The organism is Neobacillus citreus, from assembly GCF_018343545.2.
Taxonomy (GTDB): Bacteria; Bacillota; Bacilli; order Bacillales; family Cytobacillaceae; genus Neobacillus; species Neobacillus citreus.
The window spans coordinates 19179-42514 of record NZ_JAGYPE020000026.1 but is presented as its reverse complement, the minus strand read 5'-3'; the positions used below and the strand labels follow the sequence as shown (position 1 = coordinate 42514).

Genomic DNA, 23336 nt, shown 5'->3' with positions numbered 1-23336 from the left:
ACTGGCTTATTTCTTTTATCAAAGGTTACCAACCTTAACGAAAAGATTAAATTTTTATCGAAGCTTCATTTGAAATCCATTTTTTTCGCCATGATTGCTGAGCATTGGCAAGGACAATCAGTACAGCCACACCCAAGACTGCATAAACGATAAAACCAATTTGGTATGTTCCGGTTACTTGTTTGAGTGTACCAAGAATATTCGGGACAAAAAATCCGCCAACCCCTCCAGCTGCCCCGACAATGCCGGTTATCATACCAATTTCCTTTGAGAACCGTTGAGGAACTAATTGGAATACCGCGCCATTGCCCATTCCGAGGCAAAGCATGCCGATAATTAAAAAAGTTATCGCCAAATAAAGGGCAGGAAGCTGGCTTACACCGAACATATTGAGTGCTGCTGCAATCAATAAAAAGGTAAGCAGCCGAACCCCGCCTATTTTATCCGCAATAAAACCCCCGATTGGGCGAAAAAAACTACCGGCAGCTACACAAAGGGTTACAAAATCGCCCGCCTGAACTTTTGATAAGTGGTATTGATCTACGAAAAAGATGCCCAGAAAGCTGGATAGTCCCACGAATCCGCCGAAAGTAAAGCTGTAAAACAAGGAAAAATACAAAGTGTCTTTTTGTTTGAAAATTCGCAAATATTCCGTTATTGGTTTAGATTCTGGTTGGGAAGGAGGATCTTTCGCCAAAATGATATAAACGATGAAAACAATTAAAAGCGGGATACAGGCCAGTCCCATTACATTATGCCAGCCATAAGCTTCAGCCAAACGAGGGCTGAACAATGTAGCAAAGAGTGTACCGCTGTTTCCGGCACCTGCAATCCCCATTGCCAGCCCCTGCAAATGCGGTGGATACCAGCGGCTCGCCATCGGAATGGCTGCAGCAAAGCTTGCCCCAGCTACACCAAGTAAGATGCCTATCAAATAAAGTTCAGCTATAGTATCTCCGAATTGCCAGCCCCACACGAGGGGAATCAATGAGAAGCACATTCCGAAAATGGCTGTTTTTCGGGGACCAATCCGGTCTGTTAAAACCCCGAAAATAAGGCGGAAAAATGAGCCGCTAAGAATCGGGATAGCAACGATGAATCTCTTCTCAGAAGGTGATAGATTAAAGTCATTTGCAATATGGACTCCTAAAGCACCTAATATTACCCAAACCATGAAACTGACATCAAAGTATAGAAACGATGATAGAAGCGAGGGGGCATGCCCGCTTTTCCTTAATTCTATTAATCTCATTTTATTACACTCCTTCCTTGTGTCTTCTGCGTCTTAAGGAATCTACCATCCGATATTTTGTTTTTTTGAGAAAATCACTTTAGCTACCAATTCAGTAAACGTAAAAAAACCAATTACTTTTTTCATCCCCATGCCTCCATTCCTCATTAAGTGCTTTTCGTAATCCCCTTGCTGTTTTCAAGAATAATAGGTCAATTTTGTTTTGTCTCAAAATCTGTAAGGTCATCTAACATGGAATTTTTTATGTTAGAAAATATAACGCATTTAATTTCTTTATCCGATTTTTATGAAATAATGTGGGATATTCGATTATTTCATCACTAGTGGACATTGTTGTCAATGACTACATGGAAACGAATATCCCTCATATTTATGCAGTTGGCGAGTGTGCAGAGCACAACGGAATTGCCTATGGTTTAGTGGCACCTTTGTACGAACAAGGAAAAATTTTAGCCAAACAAATCTCAGAGGTAAGAACGGAACCGTATAAAGGCTCTATTTTATTTACCCAGTTAAAGGTTTCGGGTGCTGAAGTTTTTTCAGCCGGTGACTTTTATGAGGATAAAGAAAAAAAAGCCATCAAAGTCTTTGATGAACAAAATAACATTTACAAGAAAATCGTCTTATCCGGCGATCAAATTGTCGGTGCTGTTCTATTTGGTAACAGCAGCGAAGGAAACCGTTTAGTTTCCATAATTCAAAAGAAAACAGACATTTCCGATTTAACAAAAGTGGCCATTTTAAACCAAAATGGTGAGGATTCCGGAGACAGTCTGACTGCTGCCATGAGCAATGAAGAAATTATATGCGGCTGTAATGGCGTGTCAAAAGGTACTATCATCGAAGCAATCCAGGAAAAAGGCTGTTCGACCGTCAATGATATTAAGGAATGTACGAGTGCATGCCGTTCCTGCGGAGGCTGCAAACCACTTGTAGCAGAGATTTTACAGATTACCTTAGGATCCGAGGCTGATGTCTCTTTACAAAAAGAACCGATTTGCAGCTGTACATCACTATCAAGAGATGAAGTGATTGAAGAAATTAAAACAAAAGGGTTGACCCACATAAAAGAAGTTATGTTTGTCCTGGGTTGGATCACGGAAGAAGGCTGCTCGAAATGCTGCCCTGCTCTAAATTACTATTTGGGAATGGTTAATCCAACCGGTTATGAAGATGAAAAACAATCGCGTTTTGTGAATGAGCGTATGCATGCGAATATTCAAAAAGATGGAACATATTCAGTCGTTACACGGATGTATGGAGGTGTGACAAATTCACATGACCTAAGGAGGATTGCAGACGTAGTTGATAAATATGATATTCCATTAGTCAAATTAACAGGGGGACAGAGAATTGACTTGCTTGGGGTCAAAAAAGAAGACCTGCCAAAAGTATGGAAGGATTTGGACATGCCGTCCGGGTTTGCTTACGGAAAATCGCTTCGGACGGTAAAAACCTGTGTCGGAGATCAGTTTTGCCGTTTCGGCACCCAGGATTCAATCAGTCTGGGAATCATGCTGGAAAAGAGATTTGAAGGGCTGCAAACTCCTCATAAAGTAAAAATGGCCGTATCTGCCTGTCCTAGAAGCTGCGCTGAGTCGGGATTCAAAGATATTGGTTTTATCGGAATAGATGGCGGCTGGGAAATTTATGTCGGCGGAAATGGGGGAACCCACATTCGCGGGGGAGACATATTGTACAAAGTAAAAACGGAAGAAGAAGTTATGGGGATTACGGGCGCCTACCTGCAATAATATCGGGAAACAGCCAACTATTTAGAACGAACATTGGCCTGGATTGAGCATGTTGGTTTGGACCATGTCCGGGCTGTGTTAGATGATCAGGAAAAACGTGCAGCATTAAACGCCAGAATGGAAGAGGCTCTATCAGTCATTAGGGACCCTTGGAAAGAAATTACTGAGGATCAAAAAGTGCGAAAAGAGCTGTTTGAAAGCATGGTCATGTCGTAAGGATGATAAATAGGTGGAGGGGGGAATAATTCCTGTGAATAAAAGCATATCAAAAATTCCACTTGGCTATGTTCATGAATTCCCGGAGCGCTTAGGTAAAACGGTTCAAATAGGGGATAAAGAAGTGGCGGTTTTCAAATTATCAAATGGGATTTTTCGGGCAGTTGAAAATCGTTGTCCACACCGTGGGGGAGTATTAAGTCAAGGAATCGTAAGCGGTGAGTTTGTCTTTTGTCCGATGCATGATTGGAAAATTTGTTTGCATGATGGAAAAGTTCAAAAGCCCGATATTGGATGTGTGAAAAGCTATTAAACAATTATAGAAGGGGAAGATGTATTTCTTCTTTTAGATGAAGAATAATTGGGAGCAAGAGAGCCCCGCCAAAATATGGTGGAGCTCTCTTTAAATAGTATTAACAAAACAAATTAAAATGGCATAGCGGATGAGCATTTGACCGATCATGGAATCCCCTAGTCCCTTTCTTCCTTTCAGTTAACATAATATTATTATCGATATATAACTAAGGGGGATTTTCCAGTTCATCCTCGTTCCCCCTTAAAAATGAAATCTCTTGTTTGAGTTCTTCCAAGACTAAATGTTTTTAATTAACTGAAAACAAAATTTATTGCAAGGTAAGATAAAAACCTCTTGATAAAACTAATTCAATTAGTTAAAATGTTATTATGAATAGTTTAGGTAATCTGAATAAGTTAATAATCCAAATGAACGGGGGATTTTGTAAATGAGCTTGCTTGTTGGTCTCAAGTCATTTAATCTGGTGTTGCGATTTTTATTAGAACTTTGTTCACTTTATGCAGTGGGTTATTGGGGGTATAAAACAGGAAACAATTTTGTTGTTCGATGGATTCTCGCGGTTGTTGGCCCTTTAGTTTTGGCTGTAATATGGGGATTGCTGGGGTCCCCAAAAGCACCGATTAAATTAGCTGAACCTTTTCATTTATTCTTGGAAATAATCGTGTTTGGCCTGCCGGTCTTATTGCTTGCTCTGCTTGGAAAAAATGAGATTGCTTGGTTACTAGGGATTATTGTGATTATAAATAAAATTTTATTGATTGTATGGAAACAATAATGGAGGAGAGTTATAGCTCCTCTTTTTTTAATGAATAGTTACTTTACACATTCTGTATTTTGAATTAGTATATCTTCAAATCGAGATAATAATTTTTGAGAAAAAAACCTAAAATAAGTAAAAAAGGATTGAGGAAAATGGAAAAATTCCATCAGAAACCTAATGTTTATGTAGGAGAAATTAGCATAAACGTAAAAAATCTGGATTACTCGCTTACTTTTTATCTGAATATTATTGGTTTGCGGATATTGAAAAGATCAGACCGCAGTGCGGTTTTAACAACAGATGGAAAAACACCGTTATTAACACTGGAGCAGCCTGAAGATGTGATCCCGAAGGCGGAACGTACTTCCGGTCTTTATCATTTTGCAATTCTTTTGCCAACGCGTGCAGATTTATCAGTGTTTTTACGCCATTTGCTTGAGACTGGTTACCCGTTAGGAGCTGCTGATCATTATGTAAGTGAGGCATTGTATTTAAACGATCCTGACGGAAATGGGATAGAAGTTTATCGGGACCGTCCTTCGAGTGAATGGACCTGGAACAACGGACTTGTTTCCATGGCCACAGAACAACTGGATGGGAATGGTATTCTTGCTGAAAGTAATGCGGAATGGACTGGTCTGCCTGCGGAAACGATCATGGGGCATATTCATCTTCATGTTGGGGATTTGAAAAAAGCGGAGGAATTTTATACTAAAGGTTTAGGTTTTGAAATTGTAAGTTATTATCCGCAAGCAGTATTCCTGTCGACAGGAGGGTACCACCACCATATTGCGATCAACACTTGGCAGGGGGATGGCGCACCGACACCACCAAGTAATAGTGTGGGACTTAATTGGTATACTCTTGTTTTTCCGGATGAAGCTGCGAGGGAAGAGGTTGTAATGCGGGTTCGAGAGTTGGGCGCATCTGTAAGAGAAGAAGATGGATTTGTAGAGACCAGTGACCCGTCTGGAAATCGGATTCGAATGGTTTTAATATAGATAAAGGATCCGTTACCTTGAATTTCCGTAAACCCCAAAAAACATAAAACGAATACCGTTCTAAAGCGTAATAAATAACCTTCCAATCATGTAGATTTGGAAGGTTTATTTGAGGTATTTAACTATTTCTGTTCTGCTCCAAGAAAAATTCAGTCATCTCTTTTCGTATCTGAGAAATATGTTTTTCCATCAGCTGTTTGGCTAGAAGGGAGTCTCCTGTGGCGATGGCTAAATAAATTTGTTTATGTTCATCAAACGTATCTTCTACACTTTCGGAATCAGTCAAACGTAGTTTTCGGGTAGCCCGAATGGTATCTTCCATACGTTCGCTAAGCGACTGAATCAACTGTAAAAAGATGGAATTATGGGAAGCGCAGACAATATTCTTATGGAAATTAACATCTGCTTGAAGCCCAAGTTCCACATCATCATTGGAATTTCTCATTAATTCCAGTGAATCAAGGATTTGCTCCAGGTCATCGGTTGTGGCTCTTTGTGATGCCAAAAAGGCACATTCTACCTCCAAAACGCGGCGTAGCTCAAGCATTTCAAATATTAATTTTTTTTTATTATTTACGATAGAGAAGGAAAAATCACTCTTCGTATCTTGTATAGGGTTTGCTTTTAAGAAGGTCCCGCTGCCTTGTCTAATTTCAATTAATCCCTCAATCTCCAGCTTCCGCAATGCCTCTCTTACCGATGTCCGGCTGATATTAAAAAGACTCGCAAGTTCTCTCTCCGTTGGCAGCTTGTCTCCAGGAGGAAGTTTTCCATTTAAAAAAGATTCTTTTATTTGATCAATGACCACTTCATATGCTTTTTTCCTTGGCAGCTGCATGTCTTTTTTCATTCCTCTCAATTTCACCAACCATCATAATATTATCATACAAAAATTTTTTCAACAGTTACAATTTTATAATTCAAAATGGTTGATTTTTTCAGACTATTCACTATAATAAATTAAAGGTTGGACCAATTCCAAGTGATTAAAAATTGGTATGACCTATTGTTTGGAAATTAAGAGGAATCAGGTGAAAGTAATGTTAACAACCGAAGAATTGGTAGCTTCGCTGAAAAGTGTGTTACCAGCTGAACAAGTATCCATCAATGAAACGATTAGAGAGCAGCATGGCAAGGATGAATCGTATCATACCCCAAGTATGCCGGATGTAGTTGTTTTTCCTGCTTCGACAGAAGAAGTAATCAAGATAATGAAACTGGCTAGTCAATACAAAGTACCGGTCGTGCCATTTGGAAGAGGAACCAGCTTAGAAGGTCACGTCATTCCATATGATCACGGAATTACGATAGATTTTTCTCTTATGAATAAGGTTTTAGAAGTAAGGGAAAATGATTTCCTCGTGAGAGTACAGCCGGGAGTTACACGTACCCAATTAAATAAAGAACTCAAAAAATATGGGCTGTTTTTCTCCGTTGACCCTGGAGCGGATGCAACTTTAGGGGGTATGGCAGCAACGAATGCCAGTGGTACGACAGCAGTCAGATATGGAGTAATGCGCGACCAAGTCCGTGATTTAGAGGTTGTTCTTGCAGACGGTACAGTTATACATACGGGTAACTTAGCGGAAAAATCTTCATCCGGCTTGCATTTAAACGGATTGTTTGTCGGGTCTGAAGGAACGCTCGGCTGCTTCACTGAGTTAACGTTGCGTGTCTACGGTATTCCGGAATATGTGATGGCAGCGCGAGCATCATTTCCGTCCGTCCAAGATGCCGTCTCGGCGGTAGTTGGCATTTTACAGGCAGGAATTCCTGTTGCTCGTGTGGAGCTTGTCGACGAACCCTCTATGAAACAAGTAAACTTGTTTAACGACACGAATTATAAGGAACAGCCAACATTGTTTATGGAATTTCACGGAAATGAGGCAGGCTTAAAACAGGACGTGGAATTTATGAAGGAAATCGTCTCCGACTATCATTGCGAAGGCATTGAATACGAAACCGATCAGGCTGCGTTAAATCAGCTATGGGAAGCCCGTCATAATTTGGCCTATGCCTTTATTCACGGTTATCCTGGTAAAAAAATGATGACAACAGATGTTTGTGTACCAATTTCAGATTTGGGAGCAGCCATTGATAATGCAAGAGCAGCTTTAAATAAATTAGATTTGCCAGGAGGCATCGTGGGGCATGTCGGCGATGGAAATTTTCATGCTCTCATCATGATTGATATGAATAACCCTGAAGAAATTAGAAAATCAGAAGAATTCAATGAAGTCATCGTGATTGATGCTCTTGAACGAGGCGGTACTTGTACTGGTGAGCATGGAGTCGGAGTAGGGAAACAGAAATATCAGGAGCGGGAGCACGGACAAGCGCTGCAGGTGATGGAAAGAATCAAACTAGCATTGGACCCAGAAAACCTCTTGAATCCAAATAAACTAATCAAAGTGAAGAGGGAGTTATTCTGATGAAAATATTGGAATCTATTAGTTCGATTGCTGGAAAATATTTTGCTGTGTGGGTAATTTTAATTGCTACTATTGCATTTATTGCACCTGCTCCATTTTTAGTGTTCAAAGGTTATATTACGATTTTGTTGGGCGTAGTCATGTTCGGTATGGGTCTAACCTTAAAAGCAGTGGATTTTAAGCTTGTTATCACCAAACCAATCCCTGTTATTATCGGGGTATGTGCCCAATTTATTATCATGCCGGTTACCGCGTTTTTGATTGCCTATTTTATGAATTTACCTGCTGAATTGGCTGCTGGGCTTGTTCTTTTAGGATCCGTCCCAGGCGGAACGGCATCAAACGTCATGGTTTACCTTGCAAAAGGGAATGTTCCACTATCGATTACGATGACATCCATTTCCACACTTTTGGCACCAATCGCAACGCCAGCAATTTTCTTGTTGCTAGGCGGGAAATGGATGCCTGTTGATCCAATGGCGATGTTTATGTCAATCGTTCAAGTCATTATTTTTCCAATTATTTTAGGAATTGTGATTCGGAAATTCCTACCTGGAGTGGTAGAGAAATGTAACTCTGTGTTACCGTTGATTTCAGTTGTTGCAATTATCTTGATTGTATCTGCGGTTGTTTCGGGAAGTGCCGATAGTATCGCATCCGCTGGATTTTTAACCTTTGCTGCAGTCATGCTACACAACGCATTTGGTTTGCTTCTTGGTTATTTAACTGCTCTTGTCTTGAAGCTTGATGAGGGGACCCGCAGGGCAATTTCAATCGAAGTCGGTATGCAAAACTCTGGATTGGGTGTGGCACTGGCAACTGCCCATTTTGGACCCTTAGCCGCTATCCCAAGTGTTTGTGGCGCGGTTTGGCACAATATTACAGGTCCAATTCTAGCTACGTATTGGTCAAAGAGACCAGCAAATCAGGGGCAAATTAGCAGCGGTCAGGAACAGGAAAAGAAGGCTATTTAATGTAGGGAGGCACCTTTTGGTTTAGGTGCCTTTTCTTTGTTTATTTTGCGGTTGGAAAGTATTTTGTTAAAAGTGGAAAGTATAGTGGTTAGTTTGGAAAGTAATTGTTTCATTTTGGAAAGTAAAAGCTTTAATTGGGAAAATATTTCATCCTATTCGGAAAGCATTTGTAAAAAATGGTAAAATTAAAATCTGTCAGTCCTTTTGATACAATTAGTAATAGTAATAAACTCAAGGAGGGAGATCCAAATATCTCAACAACTCGAAAAGGCAACCTTCGCGGGCGGCTGCTTTTGGTGCATGGTATCGCCGTTTGATGAACAGCCTGGGATTAAAGAGGTCATATCTGGCTACACGGGCGGGCATAAGGAAAATCCCACTTATGATGATGTACGCTCAAATTCAACCGGACACTATGAAGCAGTTCAGATTACGTTTGACCCGACCATTTTCCCTTATGAAAAATTGCTCCAGATTTTTTGGCAGCAAATCGACCCCACTGATGCCGGAGGACAATTCAGTGACAGGGGAGAGGCATATAAAACAGCAATATTTTATTTTAACGAAAAACAAAAGGAATTGGCGGAAGCATCGAAGGCTGAATTGGAAGTGAGCGGGCGTTTTCAGATGCCAATTGTAACCGAGATTCTGCCGGCAGGTCCGTTTTATCCGGCTGAGGATAAACACCAGAATTATTATAAGAAAATACCTTTTCACTATAATCATTATTTCGAAGCTTCAGGACGGGCTAAATTCATTCGTGAAAATTGGAAAAAGCGGAAAAGAGACGAGGAGCTTAGGTTGGTATTAACGCCGCTTCAATACGAAGTAACAAAGAATAACGCAACCGAACCGCCATTTAAAAATGAGTATTGGGATTATATAGAGGATGGAATCTATGTTGATATCATTTCGGGAGAACCACTGTTTAGCTCGACAGATAAATATGATGCAGGCTGCGGCTGGCCTAGCTTTACAAGGCCATTACGGCGCATCGAGCTTGAAGAGAGGTTTGACACGTCCCACGGGTTAAGGCGAATTGAGGTTCGCGCGAAAACCTCGGATTCCCACTTAGGACACGTATTCGATGATGGGCCCGGCCCTGACCGAGCAAGGTATTGCATAAATTCCGCAGCTCTTCGGTTTGTTCCAAAGGAAAAGCTAGTAGAGGAAGGATACGGCGAGTTTAGGAAATTGTTTGATTAGGTATAATTTCAATTTTAATGCCACAGTACAAGCTGACTGTGGTATTTTTATATTAATAATAGGAAATTATTGGAGGAATAAGCTCTGAAATATTGGCTGATTATTTTGGCGGACATTATGGTGAAGTATTTGGTCTGGCTTGTCCTTGCAGGAACAGTCTTTATCCCGAAACATAGCGGGGATAGGGAACTCATGGTAGTTATCTATTTTGTTGTTATCTTTTCCTTAATTGTCTCTTTTAAGCTGCTAAAGAAAAGCTCTAATAGATTTCTATTTTGGATATGGTTTTCGCTAATGGCTGCACAAAATGTCCTTTACCATATTTATTCAATAATTAGTTATAAAAACGACCTCACAGGATTTACAATTTTCAGATGGGATTATCTTCTATGGGAACTCGTGGTTCCTTCATTGGTATTTATTGTACAGCTCATTTTTTATGTAGTTTATGGAGTGCTGAAGAAATTTGGTAGATTATGATATTTAATAAAAAGAGCGACGCATGAACCAGTAGATGAATTGCCATTCTGGTCTTTAAAAAAGCGCATAACACCCGAAGCAGTAAATGGATTGCCGTTCCGGTCGTTATGAAGTGTTAATAACGACTGAGGAGTTCAATTCTTCATCCTAGTCATTACGAAAATCTCTACAAATGCATATTAATTATTAGCTGTCATGGAGGCAGCTTTTTTTATTGGGTGATTGAATCAAAGTCTGCAACAAAGAACAGGTTTATTCTTTGAACGAACACTGCTATTCTAAGAATGATAGATTTTGCAGTTTTTCCCTAAAAAGGAATAATCATAAAACCTTAAGAAATTCTTAAGATTTATCCTGACTTGAATTTAAGATTTGCTGTTTACGATATAGACATGTTGAAGCAAGAAAGAAGGCGAGAGATATGAACAATTATTTTGTGCTGGTAGTGGATGATGAAAAGGAAATTCGCGATGCCATCGAAATTTACCTCAAAAATGAAGGGATCATCGTCCTCAAGGCAAAGGATGGGATTGAGGCGCTCGAAATATTAAATGAACACACCGTTCACCTGATTATCCTTGATGTTATGATGCCTCGGCTTGATGGGATTTCCGCAACCTTTAAAATCCGCGAAAAACAAAATATCCCAATCATTATTTTAAGCGCGAAAAGTGAGGACACAGATAAGATTCTGGGGCTCCAGGTAGGGGCTGACGATTACGTCACAAAACCGTTCAACCCGATGGAGCTTGTCGCCCGCGTGAAATCCCAGCTGCGCAGGTATGTCACATTAGGTACATATGGCGGAATTAAAAAAGTAATCGATTTAAACGGTCTTACCCTAGACCAAGAAGCAAAAGAAGTGACGGTACATGGGGAGCCGGTCAAGCTGACGCCGATAGAGTATAAGATTGTCGAATTGTTAATGACCAATGCCGGCCGGGTCTTTTCCATTGATGAAATTTACGAGCGGGTGTGGAAGGAACCAGGCTACAATGCAGAAAATACAGTGGCTGTTCACATCCGGAAAATCCGTGAAAAAATTGAAATTGATCCGAAGAATCCAAGATTTTTAAAGGTGGTGTGGGGCATTGGCTACAAAATGGAAAAGTAGTATTTTGATTTATCTTTGGGCATTTCTGTTAACCTTCTCGTTAAGCGGCATTCTGGCCCTAATTTCCACGGGTACCAAATATATGAATCGCGATTTTTTCCATACGCCGGAATTTCACAGTGAGCTTGATCAATTCGCGGGATATTTAAGCATGTTTGAGTTAAACGAAACTACGCCTGAAGAGGCAAAAGCCGCGATTACCGTTACGAAAGACGATATAGATGAGCATCGGTTCCGCTATGGTGGTTTAGATCAGCAAATTTCCAACATCCGGGCTCAATATGAATCTCGCATTCAAGATGCTCAAGCAGCGAAAAATGAAGAGATAGCCAATGCCTTGATAAAGGAAAGAGATGCAAAAATAGAGGACATCAGCAACAATTTTGCCAGCGATGACTGGGTCAGGCCAAAGGTGGTCAAAGAAAAAGAAACGAAAATTGATGAGTATTTTAAGAAAAGAGACCAATTCAAGTATGATTTTTTAAGATACCAAAAAGAATTAACCTACTATTTTAAAGACCCAGAAACCGGAAAAGTTTATAGCAATCAAAATAATGAAAATCCGCTTAAACAAAAAGATATGCTTTATTTAACCAACTTTAGCATTTCAAGTGATTCTTATCTTCATTATGGTCCCGGAGGATACGAGGACTTGGCGGACGTGTTGAGCATCAACTCACAGAAAACGATTGAAGGCCAAATCGGAATTGCCAAAACGCTTTCTGCATCGTCCCCTCTGATGGAGCAGTACAAGGATTTTAAACGCAATCAGCTCATTATCCTGAGTTACTGCTTGGCAGGCATTATTGGCTTGCTGTTAAGCCTTTATTTTTCAAAAAAAATGACGGCTGTAAATGCGCAAGTGGAAAGCTGGCGGCCTATCTATAACAAGCTTCCGATTGATACTAGAGTGGGCCTATTTCTGATCACCGCCCTATTGTCCATAATATTTATCTTTCTAGTCAATGAAAATTTTTATAATATCTATAACAATCTTTATATATTAGCAAGCGAAATCGTATTCGCCTTGCTTGGGACCGCCATTTTTGTGGCTATCACCCATGTGCAGCGTAAATTTTTACAGGTGGATCTGAAAAGTTGGACCAATGTGAAAGAAGAATGGAAGAAGAGTTTATCGGTAAAAACATGGCAGGGCGGCAAAAAGGTTTTCAAAAGCGTCCGTGCGGCCTTAGTCGAAGCGTTTCTTGATCAAAGCACAGGAATGCAGATGTTCATTCTGCTTACTGGGGTGTTTTTCATTGGTGCGGCGGCGTTGATGGTGGCGATGAATCCTATATTTGTTATCTTGTATATTTTTCTGTTAGCAGGCGCAGGGTTTCCACTTGGAATGTTTTTGGTCAAAAAAGTGGGTTATTTTAATCGGATTGTCCAAAAAACAAATGAGCTGGCGGCTGGAAAACTTGGGGAGGACCTTGATGTAACCGGGAAATCCGTTTTGGCTACATTGGCAGGCAATATTAATGTCCTGAAGCAGGGTGTGAAGCACTCTCAGTCCGAGCAGGCCAAGAGTGAACGATTAAAAACGGAACTTATTACCAACGTCAGCCATGATCTTAGGACGCCTCTGACCTCCATCATTACCTATACGGAATTATTAAAGGGAAATGATGTGTCGGAGGAGGAAAAAACAGCATACCTCGAAATAATTGACCGAAAATCAAAGCGATTAAAGGTGTTGATCGATGACCTGTTTGAGGTATCAAAAATGGCAAGTGGCAGTGTTGAGTTGGTAAAGGCAAAAGTGGACCTCAACCAGCTATTGCAGCAGGCCCTCGCAGAATATGATGAAACGATTCGTGCATCCAGCCTGCAATTCCGGGTTAACCAAGCAGGGCAGCCGATTTATGCCCTTGTCGACGGCCAAAAGCTGTGGAGAGTTTTTGATAACTTAATTGGCAATATCCTGAAATATTCGCTTGAAAATACACGTGTCTATATTTCCATTAAAACTGTGGAACACCAAGCCCTCATCACGTTTAAAAATGTCTCCAAATATGAACTGAGCGATAATGTCGATGAGTTGTTTGAACGCTTCAAGCGCGGCGATACTTCCCGCCATACCGACGGGTCAGGTCTCGGTCTTGCCATTGTCAAATCAATTATCGACCTGCATGATGGGAAATTGGATATTGAAGCGGACGGCGATTTATTTAAGGTCATCATTACTTTGCTGCTTGGGGATTAAACGCAGGAAAAAAATAGCGTTAGAAAGGGAAAGGGAGATGGAACTGGATTTCACAGAGCTTTATTCGCTCTATTATAAACGGTTGTTTGTGATTAGCTATTCCATTACGAGGGACCGGTTTCACGCTGAAGATGTCGTTCAAGAAACGTTCATTAAAGCGTTGAATAAGGCGGGAACGATTGAAGAGCAAGGAAAAATGGGAGCTTGGCTATCTGTGATTGCAGCCAGAACTGCCATTGATTTTATCAGACGTGAGAAAAGAAAAAAAGCTGTCCCTTTTGAACACGATTTGCTTGAACTTATGGGCAAAGAAACAAAACAGAATGTGGAGCAGGAAGTAGAGACAGGTTTGCTTTTTGAAGAGATCAATGAGGCAATCGGGACGCTGCCATATGAGCAGCAGGAGTTACTGATGCTTAAGTTCACAAAAGGTTTAAAAGAAGAGGAAATCGCAAATGTACTCCAATTGAACCCTAATACGGTAAAAACAAAGATCTACCGGGCCAGAAAAAAACTTAAGTTATTGGTTTTTGAAACGAAAATTGCATAAATTAAATGCTGCTGTCGATGACGGCGGTGTTTTTTTTTGCCTAAAAGTTTGATAGTTCTCACAAAAAAAAACAACCGCATTTATCTGTAGCAAAAAGGAAATTATGGAATCAAATAGAATAATAATATTAACATTTAAAGCACAATTATTATATAAAATTAGTTATCTGAAAAATCTTGCTATTTTAATTTTGTGATGATAAAATAAAATCACGAACAATGTGAAACGAGGTTTTGTAATAAGCAACAAAAATTGACCAGACAAGGGGTGATTTGTTTGGAGATAAAAAAAGGACAGATTTGTGGCCAAAGAATATCGCAAAGGCTGGAGGAATTAGCTGAAATCTCTGAAACAAAAAATGGGGTAACGAGACTATCATTTACAAAAGAGTTTCAAAGAGGCCAAGATTTGGTGAAAAAATGGATGAGTGATGCCGGCATGAAGGTTCGTGTCGACAATCTCAATAATATAATTGGCCGCTACGAAGGTGCAAAACCAAACGCACCAGCGTTAATGATTGGCTCCCATCTTGATACCGTTATTAACGGTGGAAAATATGACGGGATGTTAGGTGTTATTGCCGGAATCGAAATTGTTCAGGTACTTTATGAAAATGACACACGGCTGGACCACCCAATCGAGGTCATCGGCTTTAGCGATGAAGAGGGGGTCAGATTTCACTCCACCTTCCTTGGAAGCAAAGCCATCGCCGGAACCTTTTCTCCACAAACATTAGAGCTTACAGATGAAACAGGTATCACCCTGGCAAGTTCTCTTGAGGAATTGGGCTTAGAACCGTATCAATACAAATCAGCCGCAAGACATGCAAATGATGTTCTTGGTTACATAGAACTTCATATTGAACAAGGTCCCGTACTAGAAAAAGAAGGCCTTCCATGTGGAGTGGTAACCGGAATAGCCGGTGCCTCCAGGTTTTCTTTTAAAGTTACCGGTTTTGCTGGTCATGCGGGAACCGTGCCCCTCGACCTTCGCAGGGATGCTCTTTCTGGAGCGGCAGAAATCATTTTAGCAATAGAAAAATTAGCTAAAGAAAACGCGCCGATTGTCGCAACTGTCGGAAAGCTTCAGGTAAATCCGGGGGCAAGCAATGTCATCCCAGGGGAAGTGACAGGAACACTTGATATTCGTGATACCGATGCAGTCCGAAAATCAAGGGTAATTGACGAAATTCTTCATGTCGCGAACACCATCTGCCAGAAACGCAATCTCTCTTTCCAGGTTGAAAAAATAATGGAAACCGACCCTACACTATGTGACGCAAACATTATCGCTGCCATTGAATCGTCTATTCTCTCAAATGGGATGAGGACCATTTCTTTAATCAGCGGAGCAGGTCATGACGCCATGGCGATGGCAGAACTTACAAAGGTAGGTATGATATTCGTCCGCTGCAAAGAAGGAATCAGCCATAACCCTGCTGAATTCGCAGCCGTAAAAGACATTGAAATGGGTGCCAAAGTCTTGCTGGATACTGTGATCCAATTAACAGTTAAAAATTCAAATATGGAAAAGGAGAAAGTAAATTGAAAACAAACACATTAAGCGCAGAGAAGCAGCAATTAATCAATTATATTGAGGAAAACCAGGCTGAACTAATTAAGTTTTTGCAAGAGCTTGTTTCAATCCCTTCCGATAATCCCCCAGGAGATTGCCAAGCAATTGCTGAACATATCTATAAGCGCCTCGATGGCTTTGGATTGGAAAACGTATCACTTAATGAAGTAGAAGAAGAAAAAGTGAAGGCAGTTGGAATGATTAGAGCATCCAATGTGGTCGCATACTCCACGTTCGGAAGCGGTGAAGGTCCTGAAATTACCCTAAATTCTCATGGCGACGTAGTGCCACCGGGACTTGGCTGGACCCAAGATCCGTATGGCGGTAACGTGGTCGATGGAAAAATGTATGGCCGCGGCGTTGCTGTGTCAAAATCGGACATTGCTTCCTATACATTTGCTGTTCTAGCTTTAAGAAAGCTGCAGGCTGACCTAAAGGGAAAAATTTCTCTTGCGTTCACTTTTGATGAAGAAACTGGCGGTGACATTGGGCCAAAATGGCTGCTTGATAAAGGACTAATTAACCCGGATATGGCAATTTGCCCAGGATTCACTTATTCGTTGGTGAATGCCCATAACGGCTGTCTTCATTTGGAAGTGAAATTGAAGGGGAAATCTGCCCATGCTGCTGAACCGCAATATGGCCACGACGCCCTTGAAGCCATGACCGGCGTATTAAGTGCATTATACGAATACAGAAAAGGTTTTTCAAAAATTAAATCAAATGTACCTGGAATCGATTCTCCTAATCTCGTAGTAGGGTTAATTTCTGGCGGCATTAATACAAACGTGGTACCAGATGAGGCGACCATCCGCATTGACAGACGGCTTATTCCAGAGGAAAATCCTCAGGTTGCTGAGCTTGAAATTCGTAACGTCATCGCTGAAGCACTGGAAAACTATGCAGGGGTTGAGGCATACATCAATCAAATTCTGCTGGCGCGCGCTTTCGGGCCGGTCCCAGTTGATTCTCCTTTAGTACAATCAATTTCTACTAACTGGACAACAATTATGGGTGGAGAACTGCCGGTGAACGGAGTGCCATTATATACGGATGCCCGTCATTTTTATGAAGCAGGCATTCCTGTCGTCCTCTTTGGAGCCGGTCCGCGTACACTCCTTGAGGCTAATGGACATCGTGCTGACGAGCATATTAAAGTGGATGATCTGTTAAAATCGACCAAAATTGTCACATTAGCTTTATATGATTTATTAACTCAACAATAATAGGGATATTGAAAGGGTATTCTTCATTTGAGAATATTCTTTCTTCGTTTAAAAATATGGTGATATAATGAGAACAGAATAGATTCTATGAAAAGTACAGCATTTGATTCTCCTTATAAATATTAATAGCAAAGATAGAGGGGTCGGAACATGGTACAATCAATTGATAGAGCCTTAACCATTGTTAACTATGTCAGTTCACAGAAGGGCGGTTTAGGTGTAACGGAGCTGGCCGAAAAATTAGGATTAAATAAAAGTTCTATATTTCGGATTTTAGCCACCCTTGCCTCCCACGGCTACATTGAACAGGACCCAGATACGAAGAAGTATAAATTAGGTTATAAATATTTGGAATTGAGCGCCAAGCTGTTAGATTCCATTGATATCCGAAAAGAAGCAAAGCCATTTTTGCAAGAATTGGTAGATCTATCAAATGAAGTGATTCATTTAATCATTTATTCACAAAAAGAAGCGGTCTATATTGAAAAATTAGAGGGCAGTGAAACATTGCGAATGCACTCGCAGGTTGGCAGACGTGTTCCTATGCATTGCACCAGTGCTGGGAAAGTTTTATTGGCATATTTGCCGACTGAAGAGGTAATGGATATGATCGAGGAAAAAGGGCTGCCAAAACACACAGACAACACGATAACGGACCAAGACGAATTATTGGATATTCTGGAAAAAATCCGTAAAAAGGGCTATGGAGTAGAGCGGGAAGAAAATGAACCCGGTGTTACTTGTATGGCTGCGCCCATCTTTAATCATCTTGGAAATGTGATTGGTGCCGTAAGTATTTCCGGTCCTTCCATGAGAATGACGGAAGCTAGGCTGGATGAACTAAAGGACAAGTTAATTGAAGTCGGTTCATCGATTTCAAGACGACTCGGGTATAAAGGAGAATAAGTGAAATAAAGACATGACTCCAGGCGAGCATGTCTTTTTACATAAACGTGAGAAGAAATGGTTTTGCGAGAAACATGTCTTTTTTTGTCGAAAGAATAATTAGAAAATTCATAAAAAGGTTATTGAAAACATTTGAAAGCGATGTTATGATTTCTTTAAATAAAACATATCGGAAACGCGGTTTCATAATAAGCAACATTAAGTTGAGATGTGTTAAAATAATTAATTGCTCTTTTTTTAAGTATTAATAGAAACGGCGTTTCTCAATAAGCAACTAATGGGAAGAGTGGCCCAAAAAAGATGGCATAATTATTTTTTTGCACATTAAAAGAAACTAAGTTTCATAATAAGCAACAAAGGAGGAAGGAATAATGCAGCTTGAATCTAACCGTAAAGAATATTTACAGGAATTAACGAAAACAATCCGCCGTCATATTGTCAAAATGACCCATCATGCGGGTAGTGGGCATCCAGGTGGATCTTTATCAGCAACCGAATTATTAACAGATTTATTTTTTGAACATATGAATGTCGACCCAAATGAGCCTGATTGGGAGGAAAGGGATGTATTCTTCTTATCCAAAGGGCACTGTACACCAGTTTATTATTCGGTTTTGGCCGAAAAAGGGTTCTTCCCAGTTGAAGAACTGATGACCTTCCGAGATGTGGACGGCCGCCTTCATGGCCACCCATGCGGTGAGCATATCCCAGGGGTCGATGCATCATCTGGTTCACTAGGGCAGGGGCTGTCATTAGCGAACGGAGTAGCAATGGCTGCCAAACTTGATGGCAAGCCAAGAAGAGCCTACGTGATGATTGGTGATGGCGAGTCACAGGAAGGGCAAGTTTGGGAAGCAGCAATGACAACAGCCCACTTTAATTTGGATAATGTTTGCGCGATTATCGACTGGAACAAAATCCAGCTGGATGATTACGTAGAAAACATAAAAGGCATGAAGGATTTCAAAGCCAAGTGGGAAGCATTCGGCTGGCATGTGATCGAAATTGACGGTCATAACCTTGATGACGTCCATTCAGCGTTCGAACAGGCGAAGACGGTGAAAGGAAAGCCGACGGCCATTCTGGCGCACACGGTGAAGGGAAAAGGAATCTCATTTATGGAGAATACCCACAAGTGGCACGGGTTAGCTCCAAATGATGAGGAACTAGAATTGGCACTAAAGGAGTTGGTTTAAATGGCAGTACAAAAAGCACCACGCGAAGGCTTTAGCGAAGCATTAATAAGACTTGGACATCAACATGAAGATTTGGTTGTACTTGATGCAGACTGTGCTAAATCCAATATGACAAATTTTTTCAAGGATCAATTTCCAAACCGATTCTTTAATGTCGGGATATCTGAATGCGACTTAGTCGGGACGGCAGCTGGATTGGCCATTGGTGGGAAAATCCCCTTTGCCAATGCTTACGCCAACTTTTTAACAGGCCGTGCCTATGACCAAATGCGGATTTCAGTATGCTACTCGAACAATAATGTGAAAATTGTCGGCCATAATGCCGGAACATCGGCTGCACAGGAAGGAGCGACACACCTGCCGCTTGAAGATATTTCGCTTATGCGGTCCTTACCAAGAATGACGGTGATTGTTCCAGCTGATTCCCTGGAAATGGAAAAGGCGGTAGAAGCAGCATATTACCATGAAGGTCCGGTTTACTTACGGGTTGGGAAGCTGCCTGTTCCAATTGTCACGAAAAAAGAAGACCGTTTCCAAATCGGAAAAGCAATAAAATACCGTGACGGGAACGATGTTACTTTAATCAGTACAGGAATCATGCTTGATGAAACTTTTAAGGCAGCCGAAGCACTTGGCAAAAAAGGGATTCAAGCAGATGTCCTGCACATCCACACCATTAAACCAATAGATGTTGAAGCGATTGCGACCTCTGCTGCTAAGACAAAGAGGGTCGTAACAATAGAAGAGCATTCAATAATCGGCGGATTAGGAAGTGCTGTGGCGGAGGTCCTTTCCGAACATTGCCCAGTGCCATTAAAACGGATTGGCACACAGGACCGCTTCGGAGTATCCGGTAAAATGCATGAGCTTTTGGATTTCTTCGAACTAAGAGCAGCACGCATTACTGCAACTGCGGAAAAACTGGTCGATTCAGCATTAATCAAATAGACCTAGGAGGTGGCGTCGGCCTTGACAACCAAAACCGATATGATTTTTCAAGAAATAATCAGCAATTCTTCCACCTTACAGGGGGACACCCCGTTAAGGAAGACAATCTTTTCCAAGCTGAAAGAATTAAATCATAAGCTAATTGTTCTAGATGATGACCCAACTGGAGTCCAGACAGTCCATGATGTTTCCGTTATCACAGATTGGGATAAACGCTGGATTCGTAAAGGCCTCGAAGAGGATACACAAGTTCTCTATATTTTAACGAATACAAGAAGCTATGAGCCGGAAAAAGCCGCCAGAATCAATACAGAAATTATTGAAAACTTAGCGGTGGTGTCTAAGGAATTGAATGTATCCTTCACGATCATCAGCCGGAGCGACTCAACTTTACGCGGCCATTATCCATTAGAAATTTCCGTTTTGGAAAAAGCACTGACCGAAAAGCTGGACTGGAACATTGATGGGCACCTTATCATACCAGCCTTTTTCGAAGGGAATCGATATACAGTCAATAATACTCATTATCTTTTGGTCAATCAAAATCTGGTTCCAGTGAACAATACAGAATTCGCAAAAGATGCAGTATTTGGCTACTCAACCGCTTATCTGCCGGATTATGTGCAGGAGAAATCGGAAGGAAAGTTCACTTCGGAACAGGTATTATCCATTTCCATTGAAGATATTCGCAGCGGCGGTGTCGATCAAGTTTTTTCAATTTTAGATAAAGCTTCCGGTAATGTGCCAATTGTTGTGAACGCCATCAATTATCAGGATTTGGATGTCGTTTCCCTGGCGCTGTTAAAGGCTATTGAAAGAGGGAAGCACTTCCTGTTTAGGACCGCAGCCTCCTTAGTAAAGTCATTAGGTGGGTTTTCCCATAAACCATTTCTTGAAGCAAAGGAAATGGCTCAAGGATCTGACGGTAAGAATTTTGGCGGATTACTGGTAGTCGGCTCCCATACTAAATTGACCACAGAGCAGCTTTCCGACTTAGTTTCGGAGGTTCATATAAGACCAATTGAATTGAATGTGGAAATGATTTTAGAAAAGAACCAAAGAAAAGACGAAATCCAAAGGGCCGCCCAATTACTAGAAGCCTCCATTAAAAATGGTGACAATACAGTCCTTTATACAAGCAGAACTGTCATCAAAGCGGTAAGCAAGGAGGAGAATTTACAGTATAGTCAAATCATCTCCAAAGCTCTAGTAGAATTAGTCCACACCTTAACGGTAAAACCAAAATTTATTATGGCAAAAGGGGGGATCACCTCCAGTGATATTGCTACAAGCGGTTTAGGAATCAAGAAGGCTAAAATACTCGGCCAGGCGGCTGCAGGGGTTCCTGTTTTACTCACAGGAGAAGAAGCGAGAATTAAAAATACAACTTATATTGTGTTTCCAGGGAATGTAGGTCAGAAAAACACGATTACGGAAATATTTAAAAAAATAGATAGTGAACTGGGGGATTAACATGGCAAAACAAAAAATGACCGCTGCTGAAGCAATTGCAGCTTATCTAGTTCGAAAAGGCGTTGATCAAATTTATGGTGTTCCGGGGGCTGCAATTCTTCCATTGTATGATGCGATTCGCGAGAAAACCAATATAAAATCTTATGTTGTCCGTCACGAGCAAACGGCAGCGTTTATGGCAGACGGATATTCCCGGGCAACTGGAAGGGTTGGCGTTTGTGCAGCTACTTCCGGACCAGGAGGAACAAACTTCCTAACAGGCTTATATGGCGCATGGATGGATTCGATTCCAATGATTGCTTTCACAGGCCAGCAGAAATCAACTTTAATCGGAACAATGCAATTCCAAGAAGCACCGATTTGCGAAATGGCTAAGCCGGTTTGTAAAGCTGTTTACCAATTAACAGACGGAAAAGACGCAGCTAAAATGATTCACGAGGCATGGACGACGGCAACAACAGGACGAAAAGGCCCTGTATTAATTGACTTGCCGATTAATACGCAAAAGGTTGAACTTGAAGTTGATTGGGATGAGTTTGTGGATGAACCAGAGGTACTGCCTTCTGCATCAAAGGAGGAACTCTATGAAGTTCTAAACCTATTAAAGGATGCCAAAAAACCTGTTCTTATTTCCGGAGGCGGAGTAAACCTTGCAAATGCCACGGAAGAGCTAAAGGAACTGGCAGAAACATTGCAAATCCCTGTGGTTACAACTGGTATGGGGATGGATACTTTCCCGAACGATCATCCGCTGTTTGCCGGAAGAATGGGAACAATGCTAGATACACCATACGGAAATATGACCATCTTAAATTCGGATTTGATCATTAATCTAGGCGGCCGTTTTGCAGACCGCAGCACCGGCACAGTGGATATTTTTAAGCGCGATGCAAAAATTATCCACATTAACCTGGATCCAAAAGAACTTGGCAAAACCGTACAGACGGAGCTTGGAATCGTTTCCGATGTGAAATCCTTCATGGCAGGCTTAACTGAGGTTTATAAATCCTTGGATGTGGGCATTGCGGCAGCTGTTGAACCAGGCATTAAGAAGCTTGATTTAACCGAGGAAAGAAAGAAGTATGCCCGTAAACAAGATTATGATACCCTTCCGATTCGTCCGGAACGCGCTCTGAAAGAGCTTCGCGAATTCTTAGACCGTGATGCTTTTGCATCACATGACTGCGGAATCAGCCAAATTTGGTCTTGTCAATTGTTTGAAACTTATGTTCCACGCAGCTATTTATTAACAGGCGGTGCAGGTACGATGGGCTGGGGATTAGGAGCTGCTATGGCAGCGAAGCTTGCCTTCCCAGAGCGTCAAAGCGTCAATATTCTTGGCGACGGAAGTCTAGGAATGTCCCTGCAGGATCTTGCCACTGCCGCTAAGCATAATATTCCGGTAATCGTATTCGTTATGAATAATTCATTACTTGGATTGATTCGCCAGCAACAAAATTGGTTTTATGATGAGCGCGATATCTCTACAGACCTGATTTACAAAAATGAACTTTGCGACAATGAAGAGCGCGGTATTGATTTTGTGAAAACCGCTGCCGGAATGGGCGTCCGCGGGGAACTTGTTACCCACTATGATGACATTAAACCAGCATTGCAGCGAGCGGTGGACAGTGGCAAACCATACTTGATTGAAGTGGTTGTCGACCCAACGGCAGTTTGCGGGTTCTCTAATAACGGTAGTTTAACTGGCTTTGAATATTCTAACAAATAATCAATCTATTAAAAAAGGA

General features: G+C 41.2%; 18 protein-coding genes and 1 pseudogene. 17 read left to right on the top strand and 2 right to left on the bottom strand.

Translation table 11 applies throughout. The features are described 5' to 3' along the window. Positions 1-46: 46 nt before the first annotated feature. Positions 47-1252 (bottom strand): nitrate/nitrite transporter, encoded by a 1206-nt coding sequence (locus tag KHB02_RS15210; RefSeq protein WP_213140227.1) that lies wholly within the window; start codon positions 1250-1252, stop codon positions 47-49. Positions 1253-1581: 329 nt separating this feature from the next. Here KHB02_RS15210 and nirB point away from each other — a divergent pair. The 4 genes and pseudogenes from nirB to KHB02_RS15190 form a co-directional block, all read left to right on the top strand. After that, positions 1582-3222: pseudogene (gene nirB / locus KHB02_RS15205) on the top strand (nitrite reductase large subunit NirB); the annotation flags it as partial. A gap of 34 nt (positions 3223-3256) precedes the next feature. Further along, positions 3257-3535 (top strand): nitrite reductase small subunit NirD, encoded by a 279-nt coding sequence (gene nirD / locus KHB02_RS15200; protein ID WP_378581643.1) that lies wholly within the window; start codon positions 3257-3259, stop codon positions 3533-3535. 430 nt (positions 3536-3965) lie between these two features. Then, positions 3966-4313: a YrdB family protein gene (locus KHB02_RS15195; protein WP_213140226.1), complete on the top strand. Its 348-nt coding sequence runs from the start codon at positions 3966-3968 to the stop codon at positions 4311-4313. A gap of 137 nt (positions 4314-4450) precedes the next feature. Continuing rightward, the gene (locus KHB02_RS15190; RefSeq protein WP_213140225.1) at positions 4451-5299 is read left to right on the top strand and encodes a VOC family protein; all 849 of its coding nucleotides are present in this window, start codon (positions 4451-4453) and stop codon (positions 5297-5299) included. Positions 5300-5417: 118 nt separating this feature from the next. On the opposite strand, the gene KHB02_RS15185 is transcribed toward KHB02_RS15190, so the two are convergent. Continuing rightward, the gene (locus KHB02_RS15185) at positions 5418-6149 is read right to left on the bottom strand and encodes a FadR/GntR family transcriptional regulator (RefSeq protein ID WP_241113883.1); all 732 of its coding nucleotides are present in this window, start codon (positions 6147-6149) and stop codon (positions 5418-5420) included. Positions 6150-6339: 190 nt separating this feature from the next. On the opposite strand from KHB02_RS15185, the gene KHB02_RS15180 reads away from it, so the two are divergent. The 13 genes from KHB02_RS15180 (at position 6340) to KHB02_RS15120 (ending at position 23317) form a co-directional block, all read left to right on the top strand. Further along, complete coding sequence (locus KHB02_RS15180; protein WP_241113888.1) at positions 6340-7731, top strand: FAD-binding oxidoreductase; 1392 nt, start codon at positions 6340-6342, stop codon at positions 7729-7731. After that, positions 7731-8705, top strand: a complete 975-nt coding sequence (locus KHB02_RS15175) for a bile acid:sodium symporter family protein (protein WP_213140223.1) — start codon at positions 7731-7733, stop codon at positions 8703-8705. Before KHB02_RS15180 ends, KHB02_RS15175 begins: the two co-directional genes overlap by 1 nt. 249 nt (positions 8706-8954) lie before the next feature. Further along, the gene (gene msrA, locus KHB02_RS15170; RefSeq protein WP_213141251.1) at positions 8955-9911 is read left to right on the top strand and encodes a peptide-methionine (S)-S-oxide reductase MsrA; all 957 of its coding nucleotides are present in this window, start codon (positions 8955-8957) and stop codon (positions 9909-9911) included. 901 nt (positions 9912-10812) lie between these two features. Continuing rightward, on the top strand, positions 10813-11505 hold the full coding sequence (locus KHB02_RS15165) for a response regulator transcription factor (protein ID WP_213140222.1): 693 nt from the start codon (positions 10813-10815) through the stop codon (positions 11503-11505). Then, positions 11483-13711 (top strand): sensor histidine kinase, encoded by a 2229-nt coding sequence (locus KHB02_RS15160; RefSeq protein WP_213140221.1) that lies wholly within the window; start codon positions 11483-11485, stop codon positions 13709-13711. Before KHB02_RS15165 ends, KHB02_RS15160 begins: the two co-directional genes overlap by 23 nt. Positions 13712-13748: 37 nt before the next feature. Further along, a complete protein-coding gene (locus tag KHB02_RS15155; RefSeq protein ID WP_241113881.1) occupies positions 13749-14261 on the top strand; it encodes an RNA polymerase sigma factor in 513 nt (170 codons plus the stop codon). Between the two features lie 276 nt (positions 14262-14537). Beyond that, positions 14538-15809 carry an allantoate amidohydrolase gene (locus KHB02_RS15150; protein WP_213140220.1) on the top strand — a complete coding sequence of 424 codons (1272 nt, stop codon included), beginning with the start codon at positions 14538-14540 and terminating at the stop codon, positions 15807-15809. Next, positions 15806-17062: an ArgE/DapE family deacylase gene (locus tag KHB02_RS15145; protein ID WP_213140219.1), complete on the top strand. Its 1257-nt coding sequence runs from the start codon at positions 15806-15808 to the stop codon at positions 17060-17062. The genes KHB02_RS15150 and KHB02_RS15145 overlap by 4 nt, the downstream gene beginning before the upstream one ends. 150 nt (positions 17063-17212) lie before the next feature. Then, positions 17213-17968, top strand: a complete 756-nt coding sequence (locus KHB02_RS15140; protein WP_213140218.1) for an IclR family transcriptional regulator — start codon at positions 17213-17215, stop codon at positions 17966-17968. 371 nt (positions 17969-18339) lie between these two features. Then, complete coding sequence (locus KHB02_RS15135) at positions 18340-19164, top strand: transketolase (protein WP_213140217.1); 825 nt, start codon at positions 18340-18342, stop codon at positions 19162-19164. Next, a complete protein-coding gene (locus KHB02_RS15130; RefSeq protein WP_213140216.1) occupies positions 19165-20112 on the top strand; it encodes a transketolase family protein in 948 nt (315 codons plus the stop codon). It abuts the gene before it with no gap. A 21-nt stretch (positions 20113-20133) separates the two neighbouring features. After that, positions 20134-21585 carry a four-carbon acid sugar kinase family protein gene (locus KHB02_RS15125; RefSeq protein ID WP_213140215.1) on the top strand — a complete coding sequence of 484 codons (1452 nt, stop codon included), beginning with the start codon at positions 20134-20136 and terminating at the stop codon, positions 21583-21585. Between the two features lies 1 nt (position 21586). Beyond that, the gene (locus KHB02_RS15120) at positions 21587-23317 is read left to right on the top strand and encodes a thiamine pyrophosphate-binding protein (protein WP_213140214.1); all 1731 of its coding nucleotides are present in this window, start codon (positions 21587-21589) and stop codon (positions 23315-23317) included. The last annotated feature ends 19 nt before the right edge of the window (positions 23318-23336 follow it).

What these genes read in the sequence shown, in the direction of transcription:
- KHB02_RS15210 (WP_213140227.1), bottom strand. Translation starts at nt 1,252, where the DNA reads ATGAGATTAATAGAATTAAGGAAAAGCGGGCATGCCCCCTCGCTTCTA.
- KHB02_RS15195 (WP_213140226.1), top strand. Translation starts at nt 3,966, where the DNA reads ATGAGCTTGCTTGTTGGTCTCAAGTCATTTAATCTGGTGTTGCGATTT.
- KHB02_RS15190 (WP_213140225.1), top strand. Translation starts at nt 4,451, where the DNA reads ATGGAAAAATTCCATCAGAAACCTAATGTTTATGTAGGAGAAATTAGC.
- KHB02_RS15185 (WP_241113883.1), bottom strand. Translation starts at nt 6,149, where the DNA reads ATGAAAAAAGACATGCAGCTGCCAAGGAAAAAAGCATATGAAGTGGTC.
- KHB02_RS15180 (WP_241113888.1), top strand. Translation starts at nt 6,340, where the DNA reads ATGTTAACAACCGAAGAATTGGTAGCTTCGCTGAAAAGTGTGTTACCA.
- KHB02_RS15175 (WP_213140223.1), top strand. Translation starts at nt 7,731, where the DNA reads ATGAAAATATTGGAATCTATTAGTTCGATTGCTGGAAAATATTTTGCT.
- KHB02_RS15165 (WP_213140222.1), top strand. Translation starts at nt 10,813, where the DNA reads ATGAACAATTATTTTGTGCTGGTAGTGGATGATGAAAAGGAAATTCGC.
- KHB02_RS15155 (WP_241113881.1), top strand. Translation starts at nt 13,749, where the DNA reads ATGGAACTGGATTTCACAGAGCTTTATTCGCTCTATTATAAACGGTTG.
- KHB02_RS15140 (WP_213140218.1), top strand. Translation starts at nt 17,213, where the DNA reads ATGGTACAATCAATTGATAGAGCCTTAACCATTGTTAACTATGTCAGT.
- KHB02_RS15135 (WP_213140217.1), top strand. Translation starts at nt 18,340, where the DNA reads ATGCAGCTTGAATCTAACCGTAAAGAATATTTACAGGAATTAACGAAA.
- KHB02_RS15130 (WP_213140216.1), top strand. Translation starts at nt 19,165, where the DNA reads ATGGCAGTACAAAAAGCACCACGCGAAGGCTTTAGCGAAGCATTAATA.
- KHB02_RS15120 (WP_213140214.1), top strand. Translation starts at nt 21,587, where the DNA reads ATGGCAAAACAAAAAATGACCGCTGCTGAAGCAATTGCAGCTTATCTA.